Genomic DNA, 18,298 nt, shown 5'->3' with positions numbered 1-18,298 from the left:
CGCGCCTGTCCCATCCATTTCCGAAGCAGGATGTTCGCCATGATTCGTATGCCTCTGGCTACCGCCAGTCTGCTGGCCATCGCTATTTCCCTCGCCGGTTGCGGCGAAGGCAAAGACAAGGCCGCCGCGCCGCAAGCGCCAGCGCCTGCCGCCAGCACTGCGGCACCGGTCGCCCCTGCTGCCGCCGGCAAAGTCGATGAAGCCGCCGCCAAGGCCGTTGTCGCGCACTACGCCGACATCGTCTACGCCGTCTACAGCGATGCCGAATCCACGGCCAAGACCCTGCAAACCGCCGTCGACGCGTTCCTGGCCAAGCCGAACGCCGAGACCCTGGGCGCTGCCCGCACTGCCTGGATCGCGGCACGCGTGCCGTACCTGCAGAGCGAAGTGTTCCGCTTCGGCAATACCATCATCGACGACTGGGAAGGCCAGGTGAACGCCTGGCCCCTGGACGAAGGCCTGATCGACTACGTCGACAAGTCCTACGAGCACGCTCTGGGCAACCCGGGCGCCACCGCCAACATCATCGCCAACACTCAAGTCCAGGTGGGTGAAGACAAGGTCGACGTCAAGGACATCACCCCGGAAAAACTCGCCAGCCTGAACGAGCTGGGCGGTTCCGAGGCCAACGTCGCCACCGGCTACCACGCCATCGAATTCCTGCTCTGGGGCCAGGACCTCAACGGCACCGGCCCGGGTGCGGGCAACCGTCCGGCGTCCGACTACCTGCAAGGCGCCGGCGCCACCGGTGGCCACAACGACCGCCGTCGTGCCTACCTCAAGTCCGTGACCCAACTGCTGGTCAGCGACCTGGAAGAAATGGTCGGCAACTGGAAGCCGAACGTGGCTGACAACTACCGCGCCACCCTGGAAGCGGAACCGGCCGAGAGCGGCCTGCGCAAGATGCTGTTCGGCATGGGCAGCCTGTCCCTCGGTGAACTGGCGGGCGAGCGCATGAAGGTGTCCCTGGAAGCCAACTCGCCAGAAGACGAGCAGGACTGCTTCAGCGACAACACCCACAACTCGCACTTCTACGACGCCAAGGGCGTGCGTAACGTGTACCTGGGCGAATACACCCGCGTCGACGGCACCAAGATGACTGGCGCCAGCCTGTCGTCCCTGGTCGCCAAGGCCGACCCGGCGGCGGACACCGCGCTGAAGGCCGACCTGGCCGACACCGAGGCCAAGATCCAGGTCATGGTCGATCACGCCAACAAGGGCGAGCACTACGATCAACTGATCGCCGCCGGCAACACCGCCGGTAACCAGATCGTGCGCGACGCCATCGCCGCACTGGTCAAGCAGACCGGTTCGATCGAACAAGCGGCCGGCAAACTGGGCATCAGCGACCTGAACCCGGACAACGCCGATCACGAGTTCTGATCGACGCCGGCAAACTGAAAAGGCGACCTTCGGGTCGCCTTTTTTGCACCTGGAGAAATCGGAGCGACTTGGGGGACTTGCTTGCGACTGCGGTATGCCAGTCAACATCTCGGTCGGCTGGACCACCGCCTTCGCGAGCAAGCCCGCTCCCACAGGGTTCCAAGGTGGACCTGGCATTGGTGATCACCGCAACGCCAACTGTGGGAGCGGGCTTGCTCGCGAAGGCGGTGGCACATTCGACATCGATGGTGACTGATACTGTGCTTTCGCGAGCAAGCTCTCCCACAGGGTTCCAAGGTGGACCTGGCATTGGTGATCACCGCAACGCCAACTGTGGGAGCGGGCTTGCTCGCGAAGGCGGTGGCACATTCGACATCGATGGTGACTGGTACTGTGCTTTCGCGAGCAAGCTCTCCCACAGGGTTCCAAGGCGGGGCTGGCATTGGTGATCACCGCTCCCACAATGACCGAGTTAAACCCGACTTTTACCGGGCCGGCTATGGCTTGGCTAATTTCGCAAGTCGCCCTTCGATAAACCGCCGCTCCGGTAACTGTTGCGTCAGTTCAAGGGCGCGCTCGTACGCGGCCCTGGCCTCGTCGTCCCGCCCCAGTTGGCGGCAGAATTCGGCCCGCGCCGAGTGGGCAAGGTGGTAGTCCTGCAGTTCGCCACGGCCCAGGATCGCGTCGATCAAGCACAAGCCTGCCAGCGGGCCATCGCGCTGGGCCAGGGCGGCGGCGCGGTTGAGTTCGATCACGGGGGACGGCATGGCGCGCAACAGCACGTCATAGAGCCCGACGATCTGCGGCCAGTCGGTTTCCCGGGCCGTCGGCGCTTCGGCGTGTACCGCCGCTATCGCCGCTTGCAGGCAATACGGCCCGAACCGTCGGGTGCCCAGCGCCGCTTCCACCAGGGCACAGCCTTCGGCAATCAGTTCGGCATCCCACACCGTGCGGTCCTGCTCGTCCAACAGGATCAACTCCCCGGTCGACGACGTGCGCGCCAGGCGCCGGGATTCGTGCAGCAGCATTAACGCCAACAGGCCCATGACCTCGGCCTCGGGCAACAATTGCAGGAGCAATCGCCCGAGCCGGATGGCCTCGCGGGTCAGGTCTTCACGGGTCAATTCGGCGCCCATCGAGGCCGAATAACCCTCGTTGAACACCAGGTAAATCACCCGCAGCACGCTGTCCAGCCGCTCGGGCAACTCCGCGCGGGACGGCACCTGATAGGGGATCTTCGCGTCACGGATCTTCGCCTTGGCCCGCACGATGCGCTGGGCAATGGCCGCCGGGGCGGCAAGAAAGGCGCGAGCGATTTGCTCGGTGGTCAGGTCGCAGACTTCTCGCAGCGTCAACGGCACCTGTGCATCGGCGGCCAGGGCCGGATGGCAGCAGGTGAAAATCAGCCGCAAGCGATCGTCTTCCACGTCTTCATCACTCCAGTCGGCCTGCTCCAGCGCCTCCAGTTGAGCGATCAACAGCGGCCGGGACGCGGCAAAGCGCGCGCGCCTGCGCAAGCTGTCGATGGCCTTGAACCGCCCGGCTGACACCAGCCAGGCCCGCGGATTGTCCGGTACGCCGTCGCGCTGCCAGCGTTCGACGGCGATGAAAAAGGCGTCGTGCAAGGCCTCTTCCGCCAGGTCGAAGTCTCCCAGCAGGCGAATCAGCGTGGCGAGGATGCGCCGCGAATCTTGCCGGTATACCTGCTCGACCCGCGCCCGAACCGCCTCGGCCGGCATCAGTCGGGCATGCCTTGGGTGACTAGCGTTTCCAGGCGGTCCAGGCTCTGGCCCCAACCGTCATGGAAACCCATCGCCTCGTGCGCCTGGCGATCCTCCTCGCTCCAGTGCAATGCCCGGGCGGTGTAGCGGGTTTTGTCACCGACCTCTTCGAGCACCACTTCAGCGGTCATGAAAGCCTTGCCCGACGGTATCCAGCCCGGCACGAATGCATCGGTGAACACCAGCCGTCGAGGTGCAAGGATTTCCAGGAACACGCCCATGGTCGGGTACTCACTGCCGTCCGGCGCGCGCATCAAGGTGCGAAACTGGCCACCGACCCACAGGTCCATTTCGCACTCCGGCGTCGTCATGCCGTGGGGGCCCCACCACTGCACCAGCAAGGCCGGCTCGGTCCAGGCGCGGAAAATCTTCTGGCACGGCGCGTCGATCATTCGGCTGATGGACAACGCATGAGGGGCTGGCTTGAGGTTCATGGGTCAAATCCTGTCTTGTGATTGTTGTTCAGGGGTTCAGTTGGCGTACCGGTCGCACTTCGACGCAGCCGACCCGGGCCGCCGGGATATGGCCGGCGACCTGGATGGCTTCGTTCAAGTCCTTCGCGTCGATCAGGTAGAAGCCCGCCAGTTGCTCCTTGGTCTCGGCGAACGGGCCGTCGGTGATCGACAGCTTGCCGCCGCGCATGCGCACCGTGGTGGCCGTCTGCACCGACGCCAGGGCCTCGGCGGCGAGCATCCGCCCGCTGCCCTGGATCGACTCGGCGTAGGCCATGCACTCGGCATCCTCAGGACTGTCGGGGGCGTTGTGCAGCGTGTGTTCGTTGCTGTAGACCAGGCATAAGTACTTCATGACAAACTCCGCGATCGAACGGATCAACTATGGACGGCAGAAAGACCGTTGGCGAAAAAACCGACGATCAGGGCTGCAAATCGAAGATCGCCGTGCCGGCCATCGGGTCGAACGGTGCCGACCAGTGCTCGTGGACGATCTTCCATTGCCCGGCCACGCGCCGGTAGCAGGCCGTCACGCGCATCCAGCAGGCCTGTTCCTCGCCCTTGTCGTTGGTGCCGCCGCAGTAGGCCAGCCAGTGGGCGAAGGCAATGGCGTCGGCGGGCGTGATCCGGACCTGATGGAAGTCGAACTTGTGCGGCCCGGGGCACATTTCCATGCACGCCTGCCAGTGCGCCCGGTAGGCGGCCTTGCCCTTGAATTGCAGGGCCTGAATGGCATCGAACGAGACGATGTCCTCGTCATAGAGGGCCATGACTTTTTCGACATCCTTGCTTATGACCGCTTCGCGATAGGTGTCGATCAAAGCCTGGATCTGGGTTTCGGTGGCTTGGGTATTCATGGTGATTCTCCGCAGTTTTTTGTGGAAGACACCCTTTGTCGTCTGGAGAAACGGCGAATCGACAACCCTGGCAAAAATAATTCGAGGCAAAAAATTCGTTAGAATCGCGCCCCTACACTGCCGGCAAACCAAGGACGTTTTTGTGACCGCCCAACTCGTACCCTACGAAGCCCTGACCCCGCAGCAACGCGAACAGGTCGAAGCCATCGAAATCCATCCCGCACAGGTGCAGTACGCCGGTGATATCCACGGTGCACTGCACACGTTGCTGTCCAGGCCCGGCCCCGGGGTCAAGGGCTTTGCCCTGGTGGCCAACGACGTGCCCGTGGCCTTCCTGCTGCTCAAGCGTCCGCCGGTACTGCCCGCCTGGGCCAATGAACACAGCGCCACCCTGCACGCCCTGCAGGTTGATCATCGGGTCCAGGGCCAGGGCTACGGCAAGGCCTGCCTGGAGGCGCTGCCCGCCGTGGCACGGGCGGCCTGGCCGGAAATCAGGGGGCTGGAGCTTTCGGTCGATGCCGATAATGCAGCGGCCATCGGCCTGTACACCCGACTGGGCTGGGTCGACAGCGGCGAGGCGTACAGGGGCCGTATCGGTTATGAGCGGCGGATGGGGTTGATGTTCTAGCCGCCGGTCACGGCTGGAGCGGTATCCAGATCTCCAGGCTGCCCTCGCCGGTCTTTGGGTTGAAATCTTCGCTGTAGCGTTCGAATTCCGGGGCATCCGCCGCGGTATGGCCTGACTGGGGCAACCAGACATCCCAGATGTAGCGGAACGTCTCCGGCAGTTGTTTCAAAGGCCCCTTGTGTTCGAACACCGCGTAACGGGCCGGCTGGATCTCGATCCAGCGGAATTGTTCGGGCAAGTCGTCGAGCCGGCTGATTTCCACGCCGGCGATGTATTCGAACCCGCCCTCCCCGTCCGGGTTGCAACCCACGCCGTAGGTGACTTCATCCTTCTCCCCCGGCACCTTGCCGAGCCAAGGCAGGAATTTCTCCCAGACCAGCGGGATGTCCTGCATCGTGCACGCGGTAAAACGTGCGCCAAAACCGGCAATCAGTAGAAAGCGACCTTGTTCGAGGCGTGGCTCGGCGGCGTAATCGCGTGCGTGCTTTTCCATGCGTCAACACTCCGGAAAAACGTGAAGTCGGGCTTGGCAGTATAGAAAGCCAACACGTGATTGCCAGCACCGTTTCGCTTGTCAGAACCCCGGCAAGGCCGGCATGGCGGTTTTTGCAACGAACTCGTCGTAGCCAGAAACAATTACGTATACGGCGAAATAGCAGAAGATCGCCGCGGATGCCAAGTAGGAGTAGCGCAACAGCTTATCCCCCAGCAATTTGCCGCCCTGGGTCGCCGCCAGGCACAGGCCCGCACTCCATAGCAACCCGGCGCAGAGAAAACCACTGAGAAACAGCGCCGAACTGAGCACCGTCCCGCCGCCCGCACGAGCAATGAGCGTGCCCCCCACCGCCGCGAACCACAAAATGGCGCTGGGTGACGACATGGCCAGGAAGATCCCGCGCAGGAACGCCTGCCGGGAGGATTGACCACGCACTTCGCCGGCCTCGGCCAAGACGGCACTGTGATACATCGCCGCGTGGATCATCTTCGCCGAGAAATACAGCAATAACGCCGAACCGCCGATCCACAGCACCCAGCGCACCGTTTCGTATTGCAACAGCACGGTCATGCCCGCCAGGGCCAGCACCGCATAGATCAGGTCCCCCACGCATGTGCCCAGGCCCAGGGCAAACCCCTGGGAATAACCGCGCTGCATGGCCAGGGTGATCATCGCGATGTTGGCGACGCCGATGTCCAGGCACAGGGAGAGGCTCAGCAAAAAACCGCTGGAAAATTCCATCATCGTTCCGTTCGAGTAGGTATGGCGAATTGCGACTGTCCGCACGCGTGCGGCGGGCGGGTCGACAGTGTCGTCGAAAATAGTTGTGGGGCGCCACTGGACAAGCGGCCACGGCGGCCATTATCTTGCGCCGCAGGCCACCGCAGTGGCCAACGTCGCTCGGACGGTTCCGGGCGCTCACGTATCTCGAGGCAACAATGGCCGAACAAGGTTCGCCGCGCCGCTTTGCGCGCATCGATCGACTCCCCCCTTACGTTTTCAATATCACTGCCGAGCTGAAGATGGCTGCGCGTCGGCGCGGCGAAGACATCATCGACTTGAGCATGGGTAACCCCGACGGCGCCACGCCTCCCCACATCGTGGAGAAACTGGTGACCGTCGCCCAGCGGGAAGACACCCACGGCTACTCCACCTCCAAGGGCATCCCGCGCCTGCGCCGCGCCATTTCGCGCTGGTACAAGGACCGCTACGAGGTGGACATCGACCCGGAAAGCGAAGCCATCGTCACCATCGGTTCCAAGGAGGGCCTGGCCCACCTGATGCTGGCGACCCTGGACCAGGGCGACACCGTGCTGGTGCCCAACCCCAGCTACCCGATCCACATCTACGGCGCGGTGATCGCCGGCGCCCAGGTGCGCTCGGTGCCACTGGTGCCGGGCGTGGACTTCTTCGACGAACTGGAACGGGCCATTCGCGGCTCGATCCCGAAGCCGAAGATGATGATCCTGGGCTTCCCGTCCAACCCCACGGCGCAATGCGTCGAGCTGGATTTCTTCGAGCGGGTCATCGCCCTCGCCAAGCAGTACGACGTGCTGGTAATCCACGACCTGGCCTACGCCGACATCGTCTACGACGGCTGGAAAGCCCCGTCGATCATGCAGGTGCCGGGCGCGAAGGACATCGCGGTGGAGTTCTTCACCCTGTCCAAGAGCTACAACATGGCCGGCTGGCGCATCGGCTTCATGGTCGGCAACCCGGAACTGGTCAGCGCCCTGGCGCGGATCAAGAGCTACCACGACTACGGCACCTTCACGCCCTTGCAGGTGGCCGCCATCGCCGCGCTGGAAGGCGACCAGCAATGCGTGCGCGATATCGCCGAGCAGTACCGCCAACGCCGCAACGTGCTGGTCAAGGGCCTGCATGAACTGGGTTGGATGGTGGAAAACCCCAAGGCCTCGATGTACGTCTGGGCCAAGATTCCAGAGGCGTATGCGCACCTGGGCTCGCTGGAGTTCGCCAAGAAGCTGCTGGCCGAAGCCAAGGTCTGCGTCTCGCCAGGGGTGGGGTTCGGTGAATACGGGGATGATCACGTGCGCTTCGCACTGATCGAGAACCAGGACCGGATTCGTCAGGCGGTGCGGGGCATTCGGGCGATGTTCCGGGCCGATGGGTGGGTCGGCAAACCTAACGCCTGACACACAACCAAAATGTGGGAGCGGGCTTGCTCGCGAAAGCGCACTGACTGAGGTGGTCAATTTTTTCCGGACACCTCAATCGGTGTTTTTCAGGCTGCTTGCCGCTCATACTGATTGGGCGGCAAATAGCCCAAGGATGAATGGATTCGCCTTCCGTTATAGAACCGCACGATGTAGTCCGTGATGTCTTTGATCGCTTCGCCATGGTTGGCGTAATCCTTGCGCCAAACACGCTCCATCTTCAGATTCAAGAAGAAGCGCTCCATGACCGCATTGTCCCAGCAGTTGCCCTTGCGACTCATGCTGCAACGCATTCCATGTCGCGTCAGCAAGTTCTGGTAATCCGTACCGGCATACTGGCTGCCTCGATCCGAATGAGCGATCAAGCCCGGTTCAGGTTGTCTCTGCGCGATGGCCAGTTGCATCGCACTGCATACCAACTCTGCTCGCATGTGGGGTGCCATGGCCCAGCCCACGATTTTGCGTGAGTACAGGTCCATGACGGCCGCCAGGTACAGCCAGCCGCTGCGGGTACGGATGTAGGTGATGTCAGCGACCCACGACTGGTTGATGCGCTCGGGATTGAACTGGCGATTGAGCAGGTTCTCAGCCACCGGAAAATTGTGATTGCTGTCAGTGGTATGAACGAACTTGCGCTTCCAAATCGGACGCAAATCCTGTTGTTTCATCAGGCGGCGGACCTTGTTCCGTCCAACGGAGACGCCAGTGTCACGCAGCGCTTTCACCAAACGACGGCTGCCATAACAGTGTTCATTGGACACGAAGGCAGCCTTGAGCTGAGCGGAAACCGAGCACACAGGTTTTGGCTTCAAACGCCGCTGACGAGCTTCGTAAAACCCCGAACGACTGATCCGCAACACCCGGCAGATACGCGCCACCGGGTAGGCCTTGCATTGGACTTGGTGAACCAACTGGTGGATCACTTCAACTCGCGGGCAAAGAAGGCCGTAGCTTTTTTTAATATGTCATTATCCGTCTTCAGTTCGCGGACTTGCTGTTCAAGCTGGCGAATACGCTGCTGGTCGCTGGTCAATGGTTTGCCAATCCCCGTACCGCCCGACTGCTCGGTTTGATACTGCTGAACCCAGCGGCGCACGGCGGTATCGCTCAGGCCTAAATCGGTACAAACCGAGTTCACGCTCAGACCTTGATCAACAACCATCTTGCAGACCTTCAGCTTGAACTCGGCGTCGAATTTTCTGTACTTCTTAGTCATGGAATATTCCTCAATGAGTGTAGTTTCACCCATTGAGGTGTCCGGGGCTATTAGACCAGCTCAGACCATCAACGAAGATGTTGATGTTCTACCGCCTTCGCGAGCAAGCCCGCTCCCACATTGCTTATGCGCGGCTTAAACCACCAGCGACAACAACAGGATAAAGCCCAGGCCCACCACGGACAGGATGGTCTCCATCGCGGTCCAGGTCTTGAACGTCTCGGCCACGGTCATGTTGAAGTACTGCTTGACCAGCCAGAAGCCTGCATCGTTGACGTGGGACAGGATCAACGAACCGGCGCCGGTTGCCAGCACCAGCAACTCGCGGTTCACACCCGGGATCATCCCCACCACGGGGACCACAATGCCAGCACCGGTGATGGTCGCGACGGTGGCCGAACCCGTGGCGATACGAATCACCGCGGCCACCAGCCAGGCCAGCAGGATCGGCGAGATCTGCGCATTCACCGCCATATGGCCGATGACATCACCCACGCCGCTGGTCACCAGCATCTGCTTGAAGCCACCACCGGCACCGATGATCAGGATGATCGCGGCGGTGGGCGCCAGGCTGGCGTCGAGCAATTTCAGGATCTGGTTCGAACCGATGCCCTGGCGATGCCCGAAGGTGTACAGCGACAGCAACAGCGCCAGCAGCAACGCCGAGATCGGGTGGCCGATCAGGTCCATGAACGTGCGAAAGACGTTACCGTCCGGCAGCACCACATCGGCAAAAGTCTTGAGCAGCATCAGGAACACCGGCAGCAGCACGGTGACCAGGGTGATGCTGAAGCTCGGCAATTCCTTGGCATCGGGTTCGCGGGCCAGTTGGTCAACCAGCTCCTGATTGGCGTGACCTGGAATGTGCTTGGCGATGAACGTACCGAAAATCGGACCGGCAATGATGGCGGTCGGCAAGGCAACGATCAGCCCATAGAGGATGGTCTTGCCGATGTCGGCGCCGAACACCCCGATGGCCAGCAGCGGCCCCGGGTGTGGCGGTACCAGGCCGTGCACGGCGGACAGGCCGGCGAGCAGCGGGATGCCGATCTTGATGATCGACACGCCGGTGCGCCGGGCCACGATGAACACCAGCGGGATCAACAGCACGAAGCCGATTTCGAAGAACAGCGGAATCCCCACCAGGAACGCGGCGAACATCATGGCCCACTGCACCTTGTCCTTGCCGAACGCGCGGATCAAGGTCTGGGCGATTTGGTCGGCCCCGCCCGACTCGGCCATCATCTTGCCGAGCATCGTGCCCAGCGCCAGGATGATCCCGACAAAGCCCAGCACCCCCCCGAAGCCGTCCTGGAACGCCTTGATGATGGTGCCGATCGGCATGCCCGAGGTCAGGCCGAGAAACGCGGCGGCGATGGTCAGGGCAATGAACGGATGGAGTTTGAACTGGGTGATGAGGAGGATAAGTCCGATCACCGTGACCACTGCATCGAGCAGTAGGAACGTCTCGTGGGACATGCCAAACATGAGGGGTGTCTCCTGATTTGTTGTTGTTATTGAAGCAGTTAGTTGTAAGCCGTCGGGACAGCGCTATCTTTCTGACGCAAAAACAGTGGGGCTCAGCTCGCCAGCTTCAAGCCGTGTTCCAACCACCAGGCGTAGGCTTGCTGGGCCAGTTCGTCGACGCTGTGGCTGGACGCGTCCAGAGCCAGGGTCAGGGGCTCGCCGACAGGGGACTGGAGGGTGGCAAACTGGCTGTCGATCAGGGTCGACGGCATGAAATGGCCCGGACGATGGGACACGCGGTCGGCGGCCACTTCGGGGGTCAGTTCGAGGAATACGAAGCCCAGGCCCGGCAAGGCGCTGCGCAGACGTTCGCGATAACTGCGCTTGAGGGCCGAACAGGTCAGCACCGGGCGTTCGCCGGTGGCATCGACGCGGCGCAACTCGTCGCACAGGCTGTCGAGCCAGCCGGCACGGTCGTCGTCGTTCAGGGGAATACCGGCGCTCATCTTCTGGATGTTGGCCGCAGGGTGGAAGGTGTCGCCTTCGATGGCGGTGGCGCCGCTCAACTGGCACAGGGCCTGGCTGACACAGGTTTTGCCGCAACCGGCAACGCCCATGATGACCAGGGCGGTGATGGGATTGTTCATGTAACACCTCAGCGCGCAGACAGCGCTACCTTTGCCAGTTATGACACCGCAGCAAAAGCAGAAGTTGCCGACGCCTTCTTGTCATTTTTGTGGTTGCAGCATGTTCGTTCACGACACCCACGCACGAGGTTCAGGCAAACCCCGCTCACGCATTTGCAGCCGCGTCGAGACAGCGCTACCTTAGTGCCTTGATTTTTGTTTGGCAAGCCGCCCTGATGACCGCCCCTAAAAACGATAAGAATCCTCGCACCACCGGCCGCCCTACCCTCAACGAAGTAGCACACCTGGCCGGTGTCAGCCCCATCACCGCTTCCCGCGCCTTGCGCGGCGTCAGCACCGTGGCCACGGAACTGGTGGAAAAAGTCCGCCAGGCCGCGCTGGAACTCAACTACGTGGTCAACCCGGCCGCCCGCGCGCTGGCATCGGCCCAGAGCCATTCGGTGGTAGTGCTGGTCCCGTCGCTGTCCAACCTGCTGTTCATCGACACCCTGGAGGCGATCCATCGTGTGCTGCGGCCCAAGGGCTTCGAAGTGGTGATCGGCAACTACCACTATTCCCGGGACGAAGAAGAAGACCTGTTGCGCAACTACATGGCCTATCAGCCACGAGGCTTGCTGCTGACCGGTTTCGACCGCACCGAGAGCGCCCGGCGCATGATCGAGGCCAGCAACATTCCCTGTGTGTACATGATGGAACTGGACCCCGGCGCGGGCCTCAATTGCGTGGGCTTTTCCCAACTCAAGGCTGGCGAGACGGCCGCCGCGCACCTGATTTCCAAGGGCCGCAAGCGCCTGGCCTACATCGGCGCCCAGCTGGACCAGCGCACCCTGGCGCGCGGCGAAGGCTTCCGCCGCGCGTTGCAGAAGGCCGGGCTGTACGACCCGGATCTGGAACTGCTGACGCCACGCCCGTCCTCGGTGGGGCTGGGCGGCGAGCTGTTCCTGCAATTGCTCGACAGCCACCCGGATGTCGACGCGATCTTCTTTGGCAACGACGACCTGGCCCACGGCGCCTTGTTCGAGGCCCTGCGCTGCGGCATCAGGATCCCCGAGCAGATCTCGGTCCTGGGCTTCAACGACCTGCCCGCCTCCGCCCACATGGTGCCGCGCCTGAGCAGCATCAGCACCCCACGGGAAGCCATCGGCCAGCGCGCCGCTGAGCAGATGCTGACGCTGATGGCGGGCAACCGCATCGCGCAACCGGTGGTGGACATGGGGTTCGAACTCAAAGTGCGCGAAAGCACCTGAAGGCCCAGGCGGTCGATCGATGCCGTCCAGCGGCAAGGGTTGGCCGCCCTTCCTAGCGTCCGATGGCGCCGCCCCCTGTAAAACCTGGGGTCGCAGGCCAGGCATGGGAATTGCTCTGGCCCATGGCCCAGCCATTACCTACAGGTGTCCATCATGTTGGTCAGTGCCAAACAGCAAGCGATCAATCTGCCCCTCAAACGCCCCGGCGAGGACCTTACCGCCGAGGCGGCCAGCGGCCTGCAAAGCGCCGCATTGCAGGCGCTGCGCGATAACGTCCAGGCCCAAGCCAGCCAGGCCAGCACCCAGGTCCAGGATTCGTTCACCCGCCGCGCCACCCAGCAGGTCAACGCAGCCATCGCCATCAGCGACAAGGTGGACGAGGCATTCGCCAAGACCCGCGTGCAATTGCAGAGCTCGTCGTCCAAAGACACGGCCGCGGCCGGCAGTTCCGCAATGGAAGCCTTCAAGGACTACATGAGCAAGACGCCGGAGCAACGCCTGCGCGACAGCATTCTTGCGGAGCTGGGCATCACCGAAGAAGAGTTCCAGGCAATGCCGCCCGAGAAGCAGGCAGCCGTCAGCCAGGAGATCGCGCAACGCATGCAGGACAAATCAGCGATAGCCCAGGTTGAAAAGGCCCAGGAAAACCGTACCGATGGCAAAACCCCATTGGCTGATGTGTTCCTCGCCTCTCTCTAAGCTTGATGATGCGCCGGGGCGGCCAGCTATACTGGCGGCCCCTGATTCCCTCCCCCCGCCCCTGCCATGCCTGAAATCCACTACACGTTGCTCGACGAACCGCTATGGCCGCTGATGAACAAGTTCTACCGCGCCCACCAATCCTCGATGAAGGCGGTGCGTGACGCACAGCTGTGGGTAGCGCGCCAGGACGACATCGTCGCCGCCCTGTGCCTGCGGCAGGTAGCAGGTGGGCATTGGTTGACCGGATTGTTTGTCGACCCGGCCTACCGCGCCCAAGGCATCGCGGCGCGGTTGATCGCCGAGGCGGTGAAGGCCGTGCAAGCGCCGGTGTGGTTGTTCTGCCATCCGGACCTGCGTGAATTTTATGAACGACGCGGATTCAGCTTCGACCCGGCCCTGCCCTATGCGATGGCGGAGCGATTGAGCCGGTATGCCCGCAGCAAGCCGATGATTGCGATGGGGTTGGTGCCTCCTTCTTAATGGCAACACAGGCCAATGTGGGAGCGAGCTTGCTCGCGATGGCGTCGGGTCTGTGATTCGACTGTGACCGACACATCGCTATCGCGAGCAAGCTCGCTCCCACAGAGGGACTGTGTCGGTTCCAGTCAGTCGTCGGCCGCAGGGTCCAGGTCCGGGAACATCACCTCGGTGAAGCCGAACTTGCTGAAGTCGCTGATGCGCGACGGGTACAGGCGCCCGATCAGGTGATCGCACTCATGCTGGACTACCCGCGCGTGAAACCCCGAGGCCGTGCGCACGATGGGCTGGCCCTTGGGGTCGAATCCTTCGTAGCGAATGTGCCGATAGCGCTCCACGGCGCCGCGCAGGCCCGGCACGGACAGGCAACCTTCGAAGCCTTCCTCCATCTGCGGGTCCAGCGGGGTGATCAGCGGGTTGATCAGGATCGTTTGCGGCACGGCCTCGGCGTCGGGGTATCGCTCGCTGTGCTCGAAGCCGAAGATCACCAACTGCAGGTCCACGCCGATCTGCGGCGCCGCCAGGCCAACGCCGCCGACACTTTCCATGGTCTGGAACATGTCATCGATCAACTGCCACAGCTGCGGCGAGTCGAACATCTCCGGTGGCACGGGCGGGGCAATGCGCAGCAGGCGCTCGTCCCCCATCTTCAGGATTTCGCGAATCATGGTCGGGCTTCATCGGGGTGGGGGTGAGGGATTGAATGGTCGCGGCCCAGGCCCGACACATGCTGTTTCTCGTGCTCGCCAGGGTGTTTTTCACCCGGGTCCTTGCCCTCGGTGGACATGTGCTCGATGACGGCATTCATTTCCGCCCCAAGCAACAGCACCGCCGAAGAAATGTAGAAGTACAGCAACAGCACGATGATCGCGCCGATGCTGCCGTACATGGCGTTGTAGTTGGCGAAGGTCTTGACGTAGAACGCAAAGCCCAGCGAAGCGATGATCCACACCACCACCGCCAGCACCGACCCCGGCGTGATGAAGCGAAACTCCTGCTTGACGTCAGGCATCACGTAATAGATCAACGCCACCGCCACCATCAGCAAAATCACGATCACCGGCCAGCGCACGATCGTCCAGAGCGTGACGATGAATTCCTCCAGCCCGACCTGGGCCGCGATCCACTCCATCACCTGTGGCCCGAGAACCATCAGCGCCGCCGCAATAAGCAACATGCCGGCGATGCCCACGGTGTAGAAGATCGACAGCGGGAAACGCTTCCAGGCCGGACGGCCTTCCACCACGTCGTAGGCAGCGTTCATGGCGCTCATCATCAGCCGCACGCCCGCCGAGGCGGTCCACAAGGCAATGACAATACCCACCGACAGCAACCCACCCTTGGATTGCTGGAGCTGGTCGATCACCGGGTTGACCTGCTCCAGGGCCTGGGGCGGCAGCACCAGTTCCGACTGCAGGCGCAGCCAGGAAAAGAAGTCCGGCAGGTGCAGGAAACCGATCAGCGCGATCAGGAAGAGGATGAAGGGAAACAGCGAAAACAGCATCTGATAGGCCAATGCCGACGCATAGGTGGACATCTCGTCGTCGAGAAACTCGGTCACGGTGCGCATCATCACACGATGCAAGGGCAAGCCTTTCATGGCCGGGAACATCATGTGCGTCTCCTTTCGCCGCAAAAAAGGAAGGTCGCTTGGCGACTCATGGGTTGTTATGCCAGACAAAGTAACCTGTTTGGCGACTTTTGGAACAATTTCCCCGGCGCAAGTTCGAGCCGACACGAAAACGGCCACCCGCAGATGGCCGTTCCAATCGTTTTTCCAGCGGGCCGGTTACGCTTTATCGACGCCTTTCTTGAGCGCGTCCTTGGCCTTGCCCACGTTTTGCTGGACCTCGCCCTTCTTCTCCTGGACCACGCCCTCGGCGCGCAGGCGGTCATTGTCGGTGGCCTTGCCGACGCCTTGCTTGATATTGCCGACGGCTTCGTTGGCAACGCCCTTCACTTTATCGCTCGTGCTACCCATGATGTGTCTCCTGTGAACAACGCTACGAAAAGTCATTACATAGGGTTGACCGGGGCCGTTTGCGGGGAGTTTCATTTTTTTCAACGGCACATTTGATCGGCAAATGCAGGTTGCGCTTTATGTTTGCCGAGCAACCCCCGAGAATGCCCCACGTATTCAGGCTGCGGCTTGAAGCTCCAACCCCGTAGGAACGTTATGAAACTCGATAAAAAGCAGGCCATTGCCCGCAGGAACCAGGAACTGGGCGGCGCCGTACTGGGCGTCAACAACTGCCACTTCAGCGAATTGAACCGCAACCGCAACATTTTCTGGTTCAACCTCCCGGTGACGCGCCTGGCCATCGGGCAATACGAATGGATCCACCTGCTGCTGCACACCCCGGCCACCGACCAGTTGCTGCACCTGAAAGTGCCGACGGTGTTCCTGCGCGAAAAAATGGAAGGCCTGGAAGTACGCAACCAAGGCAAGCGCAAGGCAGCCCTGAGCCTGGAGTTGAGCGCGGACAAGGATTCGTACCTGCAAGACATGCGGCCGGGGGGCACCAACCTGGATTTTGCGCAGTTCAGGGTGTAGCCAACTGCTGACGAACAACCCATTGTGGCGAGGGGATTTATCCCCGCTGGGGCGCGAAGCGGCCCTCGCTTTTTGGGTCTGCTTCGCAGCCCAGCGGGGATAAATCCCCTCGCCACAACGGCGGTCGACTCCAGATCACCGCCCAATAAAAAACCCCGCTCATGCGGGGCTTTTTGTGTACAAGCTTTTTACTTCTTCACACCCAGTTTCCTGAGCTCTTCATCACGCAGCTCGCGCCGCAGGATCTTGCCCACGTTGGTGGTCGGCAAGGCATCGCGGAACTCCACGGCCCTGGGCACTTTGTAGCCGGTGACGTTGGCGCGCATGTGCTCCATGACCTGCTCCTTGGTCAAGGTGACGCCCGGTCGTGCAACGATGAAGATCTTGATCGCTTCACCGGACTTCTCGTCCGGAATGCCGATGGCCGCGCATTGCAGCACGCCCGGCAGCGTCGCCAGCACGTCTTCCAGCTCGTTGGGGTACACGTTGAAACCGGAGATCAGGATCATGTCCTTCTTGCGATCGACGATGCGCATGTAGCCGTCGGGCTGGATCAGCGCGATGTCACCGGTCTTGAGCCAGCCTTCGCTGTCGAGGATTTCGTCGGTGGCTTCCTGGCGCTGCCAGTAGCCCTTCATCACCTGCGGCCCCTTCACGCACAATTCGCCGATTTCGCCCAACGGCTGTTCGACGCCCGCGTCGTTGATCACCTTGCACAAGGTCGAAGGCACCGGAATACCGATGGTGCCGACCTGGATGTTCTGGATCGGATTCACCGTGGCGACCGGGCTGGTCTCGGTCATGCCATAGCCTTCGCAGATCGGGCATCCGGTCACCGCTTTCCAGCGCTCGGCCGCCGCCAGTTGCAGGGCCATGCCGCCGGACAAGGTGACCTTGAGGGCCGAGAAGTCCAGCTTGCGGAACGCCTCGTTGTTGCACAGCGCCACGAACAGGGTGTTGAGGCCGACGAAGCCGCTGAACTTCCACTTGGACAGTTCCTTGACCATCGCCGGAAGGTCGCGCGGGTTGCTGATCAGGATGTTGTGGTTGCCGATCAGCATCATCGCCATGCAATGGAAGGTGAAGGCATAGATGTGATACAGCGGCAGCGGCGTGATCAGCACTTCGCAACCTTCGTTGAGGTTCGAGCCCATGAGCGCCTTGCATTGCAGCATGTTCGCCACCAGGTTGCGGTGGCTCAGCATCGCGCCCTTGGCCACGCCGGTGGTGCCGCCGGTGTATTGCAGCACCGCCACCTCATCGCTGGAAGGGTTGGCTTCGCTCACCGGCTGGCCGTGGCCCTTGCTCAGCACATCGTTGAACTTGACGGCCTTGGGCAAGTGATAGGCCGGGACCATCTTCTTGACGTACTTGATCACGCTGTTGATCAACAGGCGCTTGAGCGGCGGCAACAGGTCGGCCACTTCGGTGACGATGACGTGCTTGACACTCGTCTTGGGGACCACGGCCTCGGCCAGGTGCGCCATGTTCGCCAGGCACACCAGCGCCTTGGCGCCGGAGTCGTTGAACTGGTGTTCCATCTCCCGCGCGGTGTACAGCGGGTTGGTATTGACCACGATGAGCCCGGCGCGGATCGCACCGAACACGGCCACCGGGTACTGGAGGACGTTGGGCAACTGCACGGCGATTCGATCACCGGGCTGCAAATCGGTATGCTGTTGCAGGTACGCGGCAAAGGCCCCGGACAACTCGTAGAGTTCACCGTAGGTGATCGTCTTGCCGAGGTTGCTGAATGCCGGCTTGTTGGCGAAGCGTTGGCAGGACTGCTTCAACACCGCCTGAATATTCGGATACTCGTCTGGATTGATGTCGGCAGCAATCCCAGCTGGGTACTTATCCTTCCAAAAGTCTTCGATCATGGAAGCCCACTCCTCAGCAACGCGAATTCTCACCGCATTTGATGCGATTATTATTGGTGTGTGTTTGTTGGTGAATCTGGCTTGAATCAAGGCCGAGAAGTCACAAAAGCGCGCCGAGAGTAGCAGCTTTGCCGAGGGTCGCCTAGGGCCAAAAGTGGCCCCCACAGTCACAAACATGACTCAAGAATATTCAATGGTCATTTTTAGAGTAAAAATTCTAGCCTGATCTGAATCGCCCTGAATACCCAAAAAACGATGGGAGCGAGCTTGCTCGCGATGGCGGTGTATCAGTCAGCATCTCTGTCACTGATATATCGCCATCGCGAGCAGGCTC

20 protein-coding genes are annotated in these 18,298 nt (G+C 61.7%); 7 read left to right on the top strand and 13 right to left on the bottom strand.

Going from position 1 to position 18,298, the window contains the following annotated elements:
• The first annotated feature begins 39 nt into the window (after nt 1–39).
• Nucleotides 40–1,383, top strand: coding sequence for an imelysin family protein (locus KI241_RS06265; RefSeq protein WP_047736888.1), 1,344 nt, complete (start codon nt 40–42; stop codon nt 1,381–1,383).
• Between the two features lie 497 nt (nt 1,384–1,880).
• Here KI241_RS06265 and KI241_RS06260 read toward each other — a convergent pair whose 3' ends face one another.
• The 4 genes from KI241_RS06260 to KI241_RS06245 all read right to left on the bottom strand — a co-directional run bounded on the left by KI241_RS06260 (nt 1,881) and on the right by KI241_RS06245 (nt 4,473).
• Nucleotides 1,881–3,122 (bottom strand): RNA polymerase sigma factor, encoded by a 1,242-nt coding sequence (locus KI241_RS06260; protein ID WP_212803471.1) that lies wholly within the window; start codon nt 3,120–3,122, stop codon nt 1,881–1,883.
• Nucleotides 3,122–3,598, bottom strand: a complete 477-nt coding sequence (locus tag KI241_RS06255; protein ID WP_042729854.1) for an SRPBCC family protein — start codon at nt 3,596–3,598, stop codon at nt 3,122–3,124. Before KI241_RS06255 ends, KI241_RS06260 begins: the two co-directional genes overlap by 1 nt.
• Before the next feature lie 28 nt (nt 3,599–3,626).
• Nucleotides 3,627–3,971 (bottom strand): YciI family protein, encoded by a 345-nt coding sequence (locus KI241_RS06250; protein WP_042729855.1) that lies wholly within the window; start codon nt 3,969–3,971, stop codon nt 3,627–3,629.
• Between the two features lie 67 nt (nt 3,972–4,038).
• On the bottom strand, nt 4,039–4,473 hold the full coding sequence (locus KI241_RS06245) for an SgcJ/EcaC family oxidoreductase (protein WP_212803470.1): 435 nt from the start codon (nt 4,471–4,473) through the stop codon (nt 4,039–4,041).
• A gap of 142 nt (nt 4,474–4,615) precedes the next feature.
• On the opposite strand from KI241_RS06245, the gene KI241_RS06240 reads away from it, so the two are divergent.
• The gene (locus tag KI241_RS06240; RefSeq protein ID WP_047736892.1) at nt 4,616–5,101 is read left to right on the top strand and encodes a GNAT family N-acetyltransferase; all 486 of its coding nucleotides are present in this window, start codon (nt 4,616–4,618) and stop codon (nt 5,099–5,101) included.
• 7 nt (nt 5,102–5,108) lie between these two features.
• Here KI241_RS06240 and KI241_RS06235 read toward each other — a convergent pair whose 3' ends face one another.
• Complete coding sequence (locus KI241_RS06235; protein WP_123579543.1) at nt 5,109–5,594, bottom strand: GyrI-like domain-containing protein; 486 nt, start codon at nt 5,592–5,594, stop codon at nt 5,109–5,111.
• An 81-nt stretch (nt 5,595–5,675) separates the two neighbouring features.
• On the bottom strand, nt 5,676–6,338 hold the full coding sequence (locus tag KI241_RS06230) for a LysE family transporter (RefSeq protein ID WP_212803469.1): 663 nt from the start codon (nt 6,336–6,338) through the stop codon (nt 5,676–5,678).
• Nucleotides 6,339–6,535: 197 nt separating this feature from the next.
• Between KI241_RS06230 and alaC the strand changes: the two genes are divergently transcribed.
• Nucleotides 6,536–7,753, top strand: coding sequence for an alanine transaminase (gene alaC, locus KI241_RS06225; RefSeq protein ID WP_042729860.1), 1,218 nt, complete (start codon nt 6,536–6,538; stop codon nt 7,751–7,753).
• Between the two features lie 89 nt (nt 7,754–7,842).
• On the opposite strand, the gene KI241_RS06220 is transcribed toward alaC, so the two are convergent.
• From KI241_RS06220 to KI241_RS06210, 3 genes are all read right to left on the bottom strand, one after another.
• Nucleotides 7,843–8,990, bottom strand: a protein-coding gene (locus KI241_RS06220; protein ID WP_144419424.1) for an IS3 family transposase whose coding sequence is annotated in 2 segments (ribosomal slippage) — nt 7,843–8,735 and nt 8,735–8,990 — 1,149 coding nt in all. Because the reading frame shifts where the segments join, the coding sequence is not laid out codon by codon here.
• A 135-nt stretch (nt 8,991–9,125) separates the two neighbouring features.
• Nucleotides 9,126–10,478 (bottom strand): GntP family permease, encoded by a 1,353-nt coding sequence (locus KI241_RS06215; RefSeq protein WP_042729861.1) that lies wholly within the window; start codon nt 10,476–10,478, stop codon nt 9,126–9,128.
• Nucleotides 10,479–10,570: 92 nt separating this feature from the next.
• The gene (locus KI241_RS06210; protein ID WP_042729862.1) at nt 10,571–11,104 is read right to left on the bottom strand and encodes a gluconokinase; all 534 of its coding nucleotides are present in this window, start codon (nt 11,102–11,104) and stop codon (nt 10,571–10,573) included.
• A gap of 215 nt (nt 11,105–11,319) precedes the next feature.
• Here KI241_RS06210 and KI241_RS06205 point away from each other — a divergent pair, with 215 nt between their 5' ends.
• The 3 genes from KI241_RS06205 to KI241_RS06195 all read left to right on the top strand — a co-directional run bounded on the left by KI241_RS06205 (nt 11,320) and on the right by KI241_RS06195 (nt 13,533).
• A complete protein-coding gene (locus KI241_RS06205) occupies nt 11,320–12,351 on the top strand; it encodes a LacI family DNA-binding transcriptional regulator (RefSeq protein WP_042729863.1) in 1,032 nt (343 codons plus the stop codon).
• Nucleotides 12,352–12,504: 153 nt separating this feature from the next.
• On the top strand, nt 12,505–13,050 hold the full coding sequence (locus KI241_RS06200) for a hypothetical protein (RefSeq protein ID WP_212803468.1): 546 nt from the start codon (nt 12,505–12,507) through the stop codon (nt 13,048–13,050).
• Between the two features lie 66 nt (nt 13,051–13,116).
• Nucleotides 13,117–13,533: a GNAT family N-acetyltransferase gene (locus KI241_RS06195; protein ID WP_042729865.1), complete on the top strand. Its 417-nt coding sequence runs from the start codon at nt 13,117–13,119 to the stop codon at nt 13,531–13,533.
• A gap of 125 nt (nt 13,534–13,658) precedes the next feature.
• Here the strand turns inward: KI241_RS06195 and def are convergent, their stop codons facing one another.
• The 3 genes from def to KI241_RS06180 all read right to left on the bottom strand — a co-directional run bounded on the left by def (nt 13,659) and on the right by KI241_RS06180 (nt 15,511).
• Nucleotides 13,659–14,198: a peptide deformylase gene (def, locus tag KI241_RS06190; protein WP_212803467.1), complete on the bottom strand. Its 540-nt coding sequence runs from the start codon at nt 14,196–14,198 to the stop codon at nt 13,659–13,661.
• Nucleotides 14,195–15,145: a YihY/virulence factor BrkB family protein gene (locus KI241_RS06185; protein ID WP_042729867.1), complete on the bottom strand. Its 951-nt coding sequence runs from the start codon at nt 15,143–15,145 to the stop codon at nt 14,195–14,197. The genes def and KI241_RS06185 overlap by 4 nt, the downstream gene beginning before the upstream one ends.
• A gap of 174 nt (nt 15,146–15,319) precedes the next feature.
• Complete coding sequence (locus KI241_RS06180; protein WP_042729868.1) at nt 15,320–15,511, bottom strand: CsbD family protein; 192 nt, start codon at nt 15,509–15,511, stop codon at nt 15,320–15,322.
• A gap of 195 nt (nt 15,512–15,706) precedes the next feature.
• Here KI241_RS06180 and KI241_RS06175 point away from each other — a divergent pair, with 195 nt between their 5' ends.
• Nucleotides 15,707–16,084: a hypothetical protein gene (locus KI241_RS06175; RefSeq protein WP_047736898.1), complete on the top strand. Its 378-nt coding sequence runs from the start codon at nt 15,707–15,709 to the stop codon at nt 16,082–16,084.
• A 188-nt stretch (nt 16,085–16,272) separates the two neighbouring features.
• Here the strand turns inward: KI241_RS06175 and fadD1 are convergent, their stop codons facing one another.
• Nucleotides 16,273–17,964: a long-chain-fatty-acid--CoA ligase FadD1 gene (fadD1, locus tag KI241_RS06170; RefSeq protein WP_047736900.1), complete on the bottom strand. Its 1,692-nt coding sequence runs from the start codon at nt 17,962–17,964 to the stop codon at nt 16,273–16,275.
• Nucleotides 17,965–18,298 lie beyond the last annotated feature (334 nt).

It is taken from the genome of Pseudomonas sp. Cab53, from assembly GCF_018325965.1.
In the GTDB taxonomy this organism is placed as follows: Bacteria; Pseudomonadota; Gammaproteobacteria; order Pseudomonadales; family Pseudomonadaceae; genus Aquipseudomonas; species Aquipseudomonas chlororaphis_E.
Note: the sequence above shows the minus strand (reverse complement) of the source record. Positions and strands in the feature narration are given on the sequence as shown.

What these genes read in the sequence shown, in the direction of transcription:
- KI241_RS06250 (WP_042729855.1), bottom strand. Translation starts at nt 3,971, where the DNA reads ATGAAGTACTTATGCCTGGTCTACAGCAACGAACACACGCTGCACAAC.
- KI241_RS06185 (WP_042729867.1), bottom strand. Translation starts at nt 15,145, where the DNA reads ATGATGTTCCCGGCCATGAAAGGCTTGCCCTTGCATCGTGTGATGATG.
- KI241_RS06265 (WP_047736888.1), top strand. Translation starts at nt 40, where the DNA reads ATGATTCGTATGCCTCTGGCTACCGCCAGTCTGCTGGCCATCGCTATT.
- KI241_RS06230 (WP_212803469.1), bottom strand. Translation starts at nt 6,338, where the DNA reads ATGGAATTTTCCAGCGGTTTTTTGCTGAGCCTCTCCCTGTGCCTGGAC.
- KI241_RS06210 (WP_042729862.1), bottom strand. Translation starts at nt 11,104, where the DNA reads ATGAACAATCCCATCACCGCCCTGGTCATCATGGGCGTTGCCGGTTGC.
- KI241_RS06205 (WP_042729863.1), top strand. Translation starts at nt 11,320, where the DNA reads ATGACCGCCCCTAAAAACGATAAGAATCCTCGCACCACCGGCCGCCCT.
- fadD1 (WP_047736900.1), bottom strand. Translation starts at nt 17,964, where the DNA reads ATGATCGAAGACTTTTGGAAGGATAAGTACCCAGCTGGGATTGCTGCC.
- KI241_RS06200 (WP_212803468.1), top strand. Translation starts at nt 12,505, where the DNA reads ATGTTGGTCAGTGCCAAACAGCAAGCGATCAATCTGCCCCTCAAACGC.
- KI241_RS06235 (WP_123579543.1), bottom strand. Translation starts at nt 5,594, where the DNA reads ATGGAAAAGCACGCACGCGATTACGCCGCCGAGCCACGCCTCGAACAA.
- KI241_RS06245 (WP_212803470.1), bottom strand. Translation starts at nt 4,473, where the DNA reads ATGAATACCCAAGCCACCGAAACCCAGATCCAGGCTTTGATCGACACC.
- KI241_RS06255 (WP_042729854.1), bottom strand. Translation starts at nt 3,598, where the DNA reads ATGAACCTCAAGCCAGCCCCTCATGCGTTGTCCATCAGCCGAATGATC.
- def (WP_212803467.1), bottom strand. Translation starts at nt 14,198, where the DNA reads ATGATTCGCGAAATCCTGAAGATGGGGGACGAGCGCCTGCTGCGCATT.
- KI241_RS06260 (WP_212803471.1), bottom strand. Translation starts at nt 3,122, where the DNA reads ATGCCGGCCGAGGCGGTTCGGGCGCGGGTCGAGCAGGTATACCGGCAA.
- KI241_RS06180 (WP_042729868.1), bottom strand. Translation starts at nt 15,511, where the DNA reads ATGGGTAGCACGAGCGATAAAGTGAAGGGCGTTGCCAACGAAGCCGTC.
- KI241_RS06175 (WP_047736898.1), top strand. Translation starts at nt 15,707, where the DNA reads ATGAAACTCGATAAAAAGCAGGCCATTGCCCGCAGGAACCAGGAACTG.
- KI241_RS06215 (WP_042729861.1), bottom strand. Translation starts at nt 10,478, where the DNA reads ATGTTTGGCATGTCCCACGAGACGTTCCTACTGCTCGATGCAGTGGTC.
- alaC (WP_042729860.1), top strand. Translation starts at nt 6,536, where the DNA reads ATGGCCGAACAAGGTTCGCCGCGCCGCTTTGCGCGCATCGATCGACTC.
- KI241_RS06195 (WP_042729865.1), top strand. Translation starts at nt 13,117, where the DNA reads ATGCCTGAAATCCACTACACGTTGCTCGACGAACCGCTATGGCCGCTG.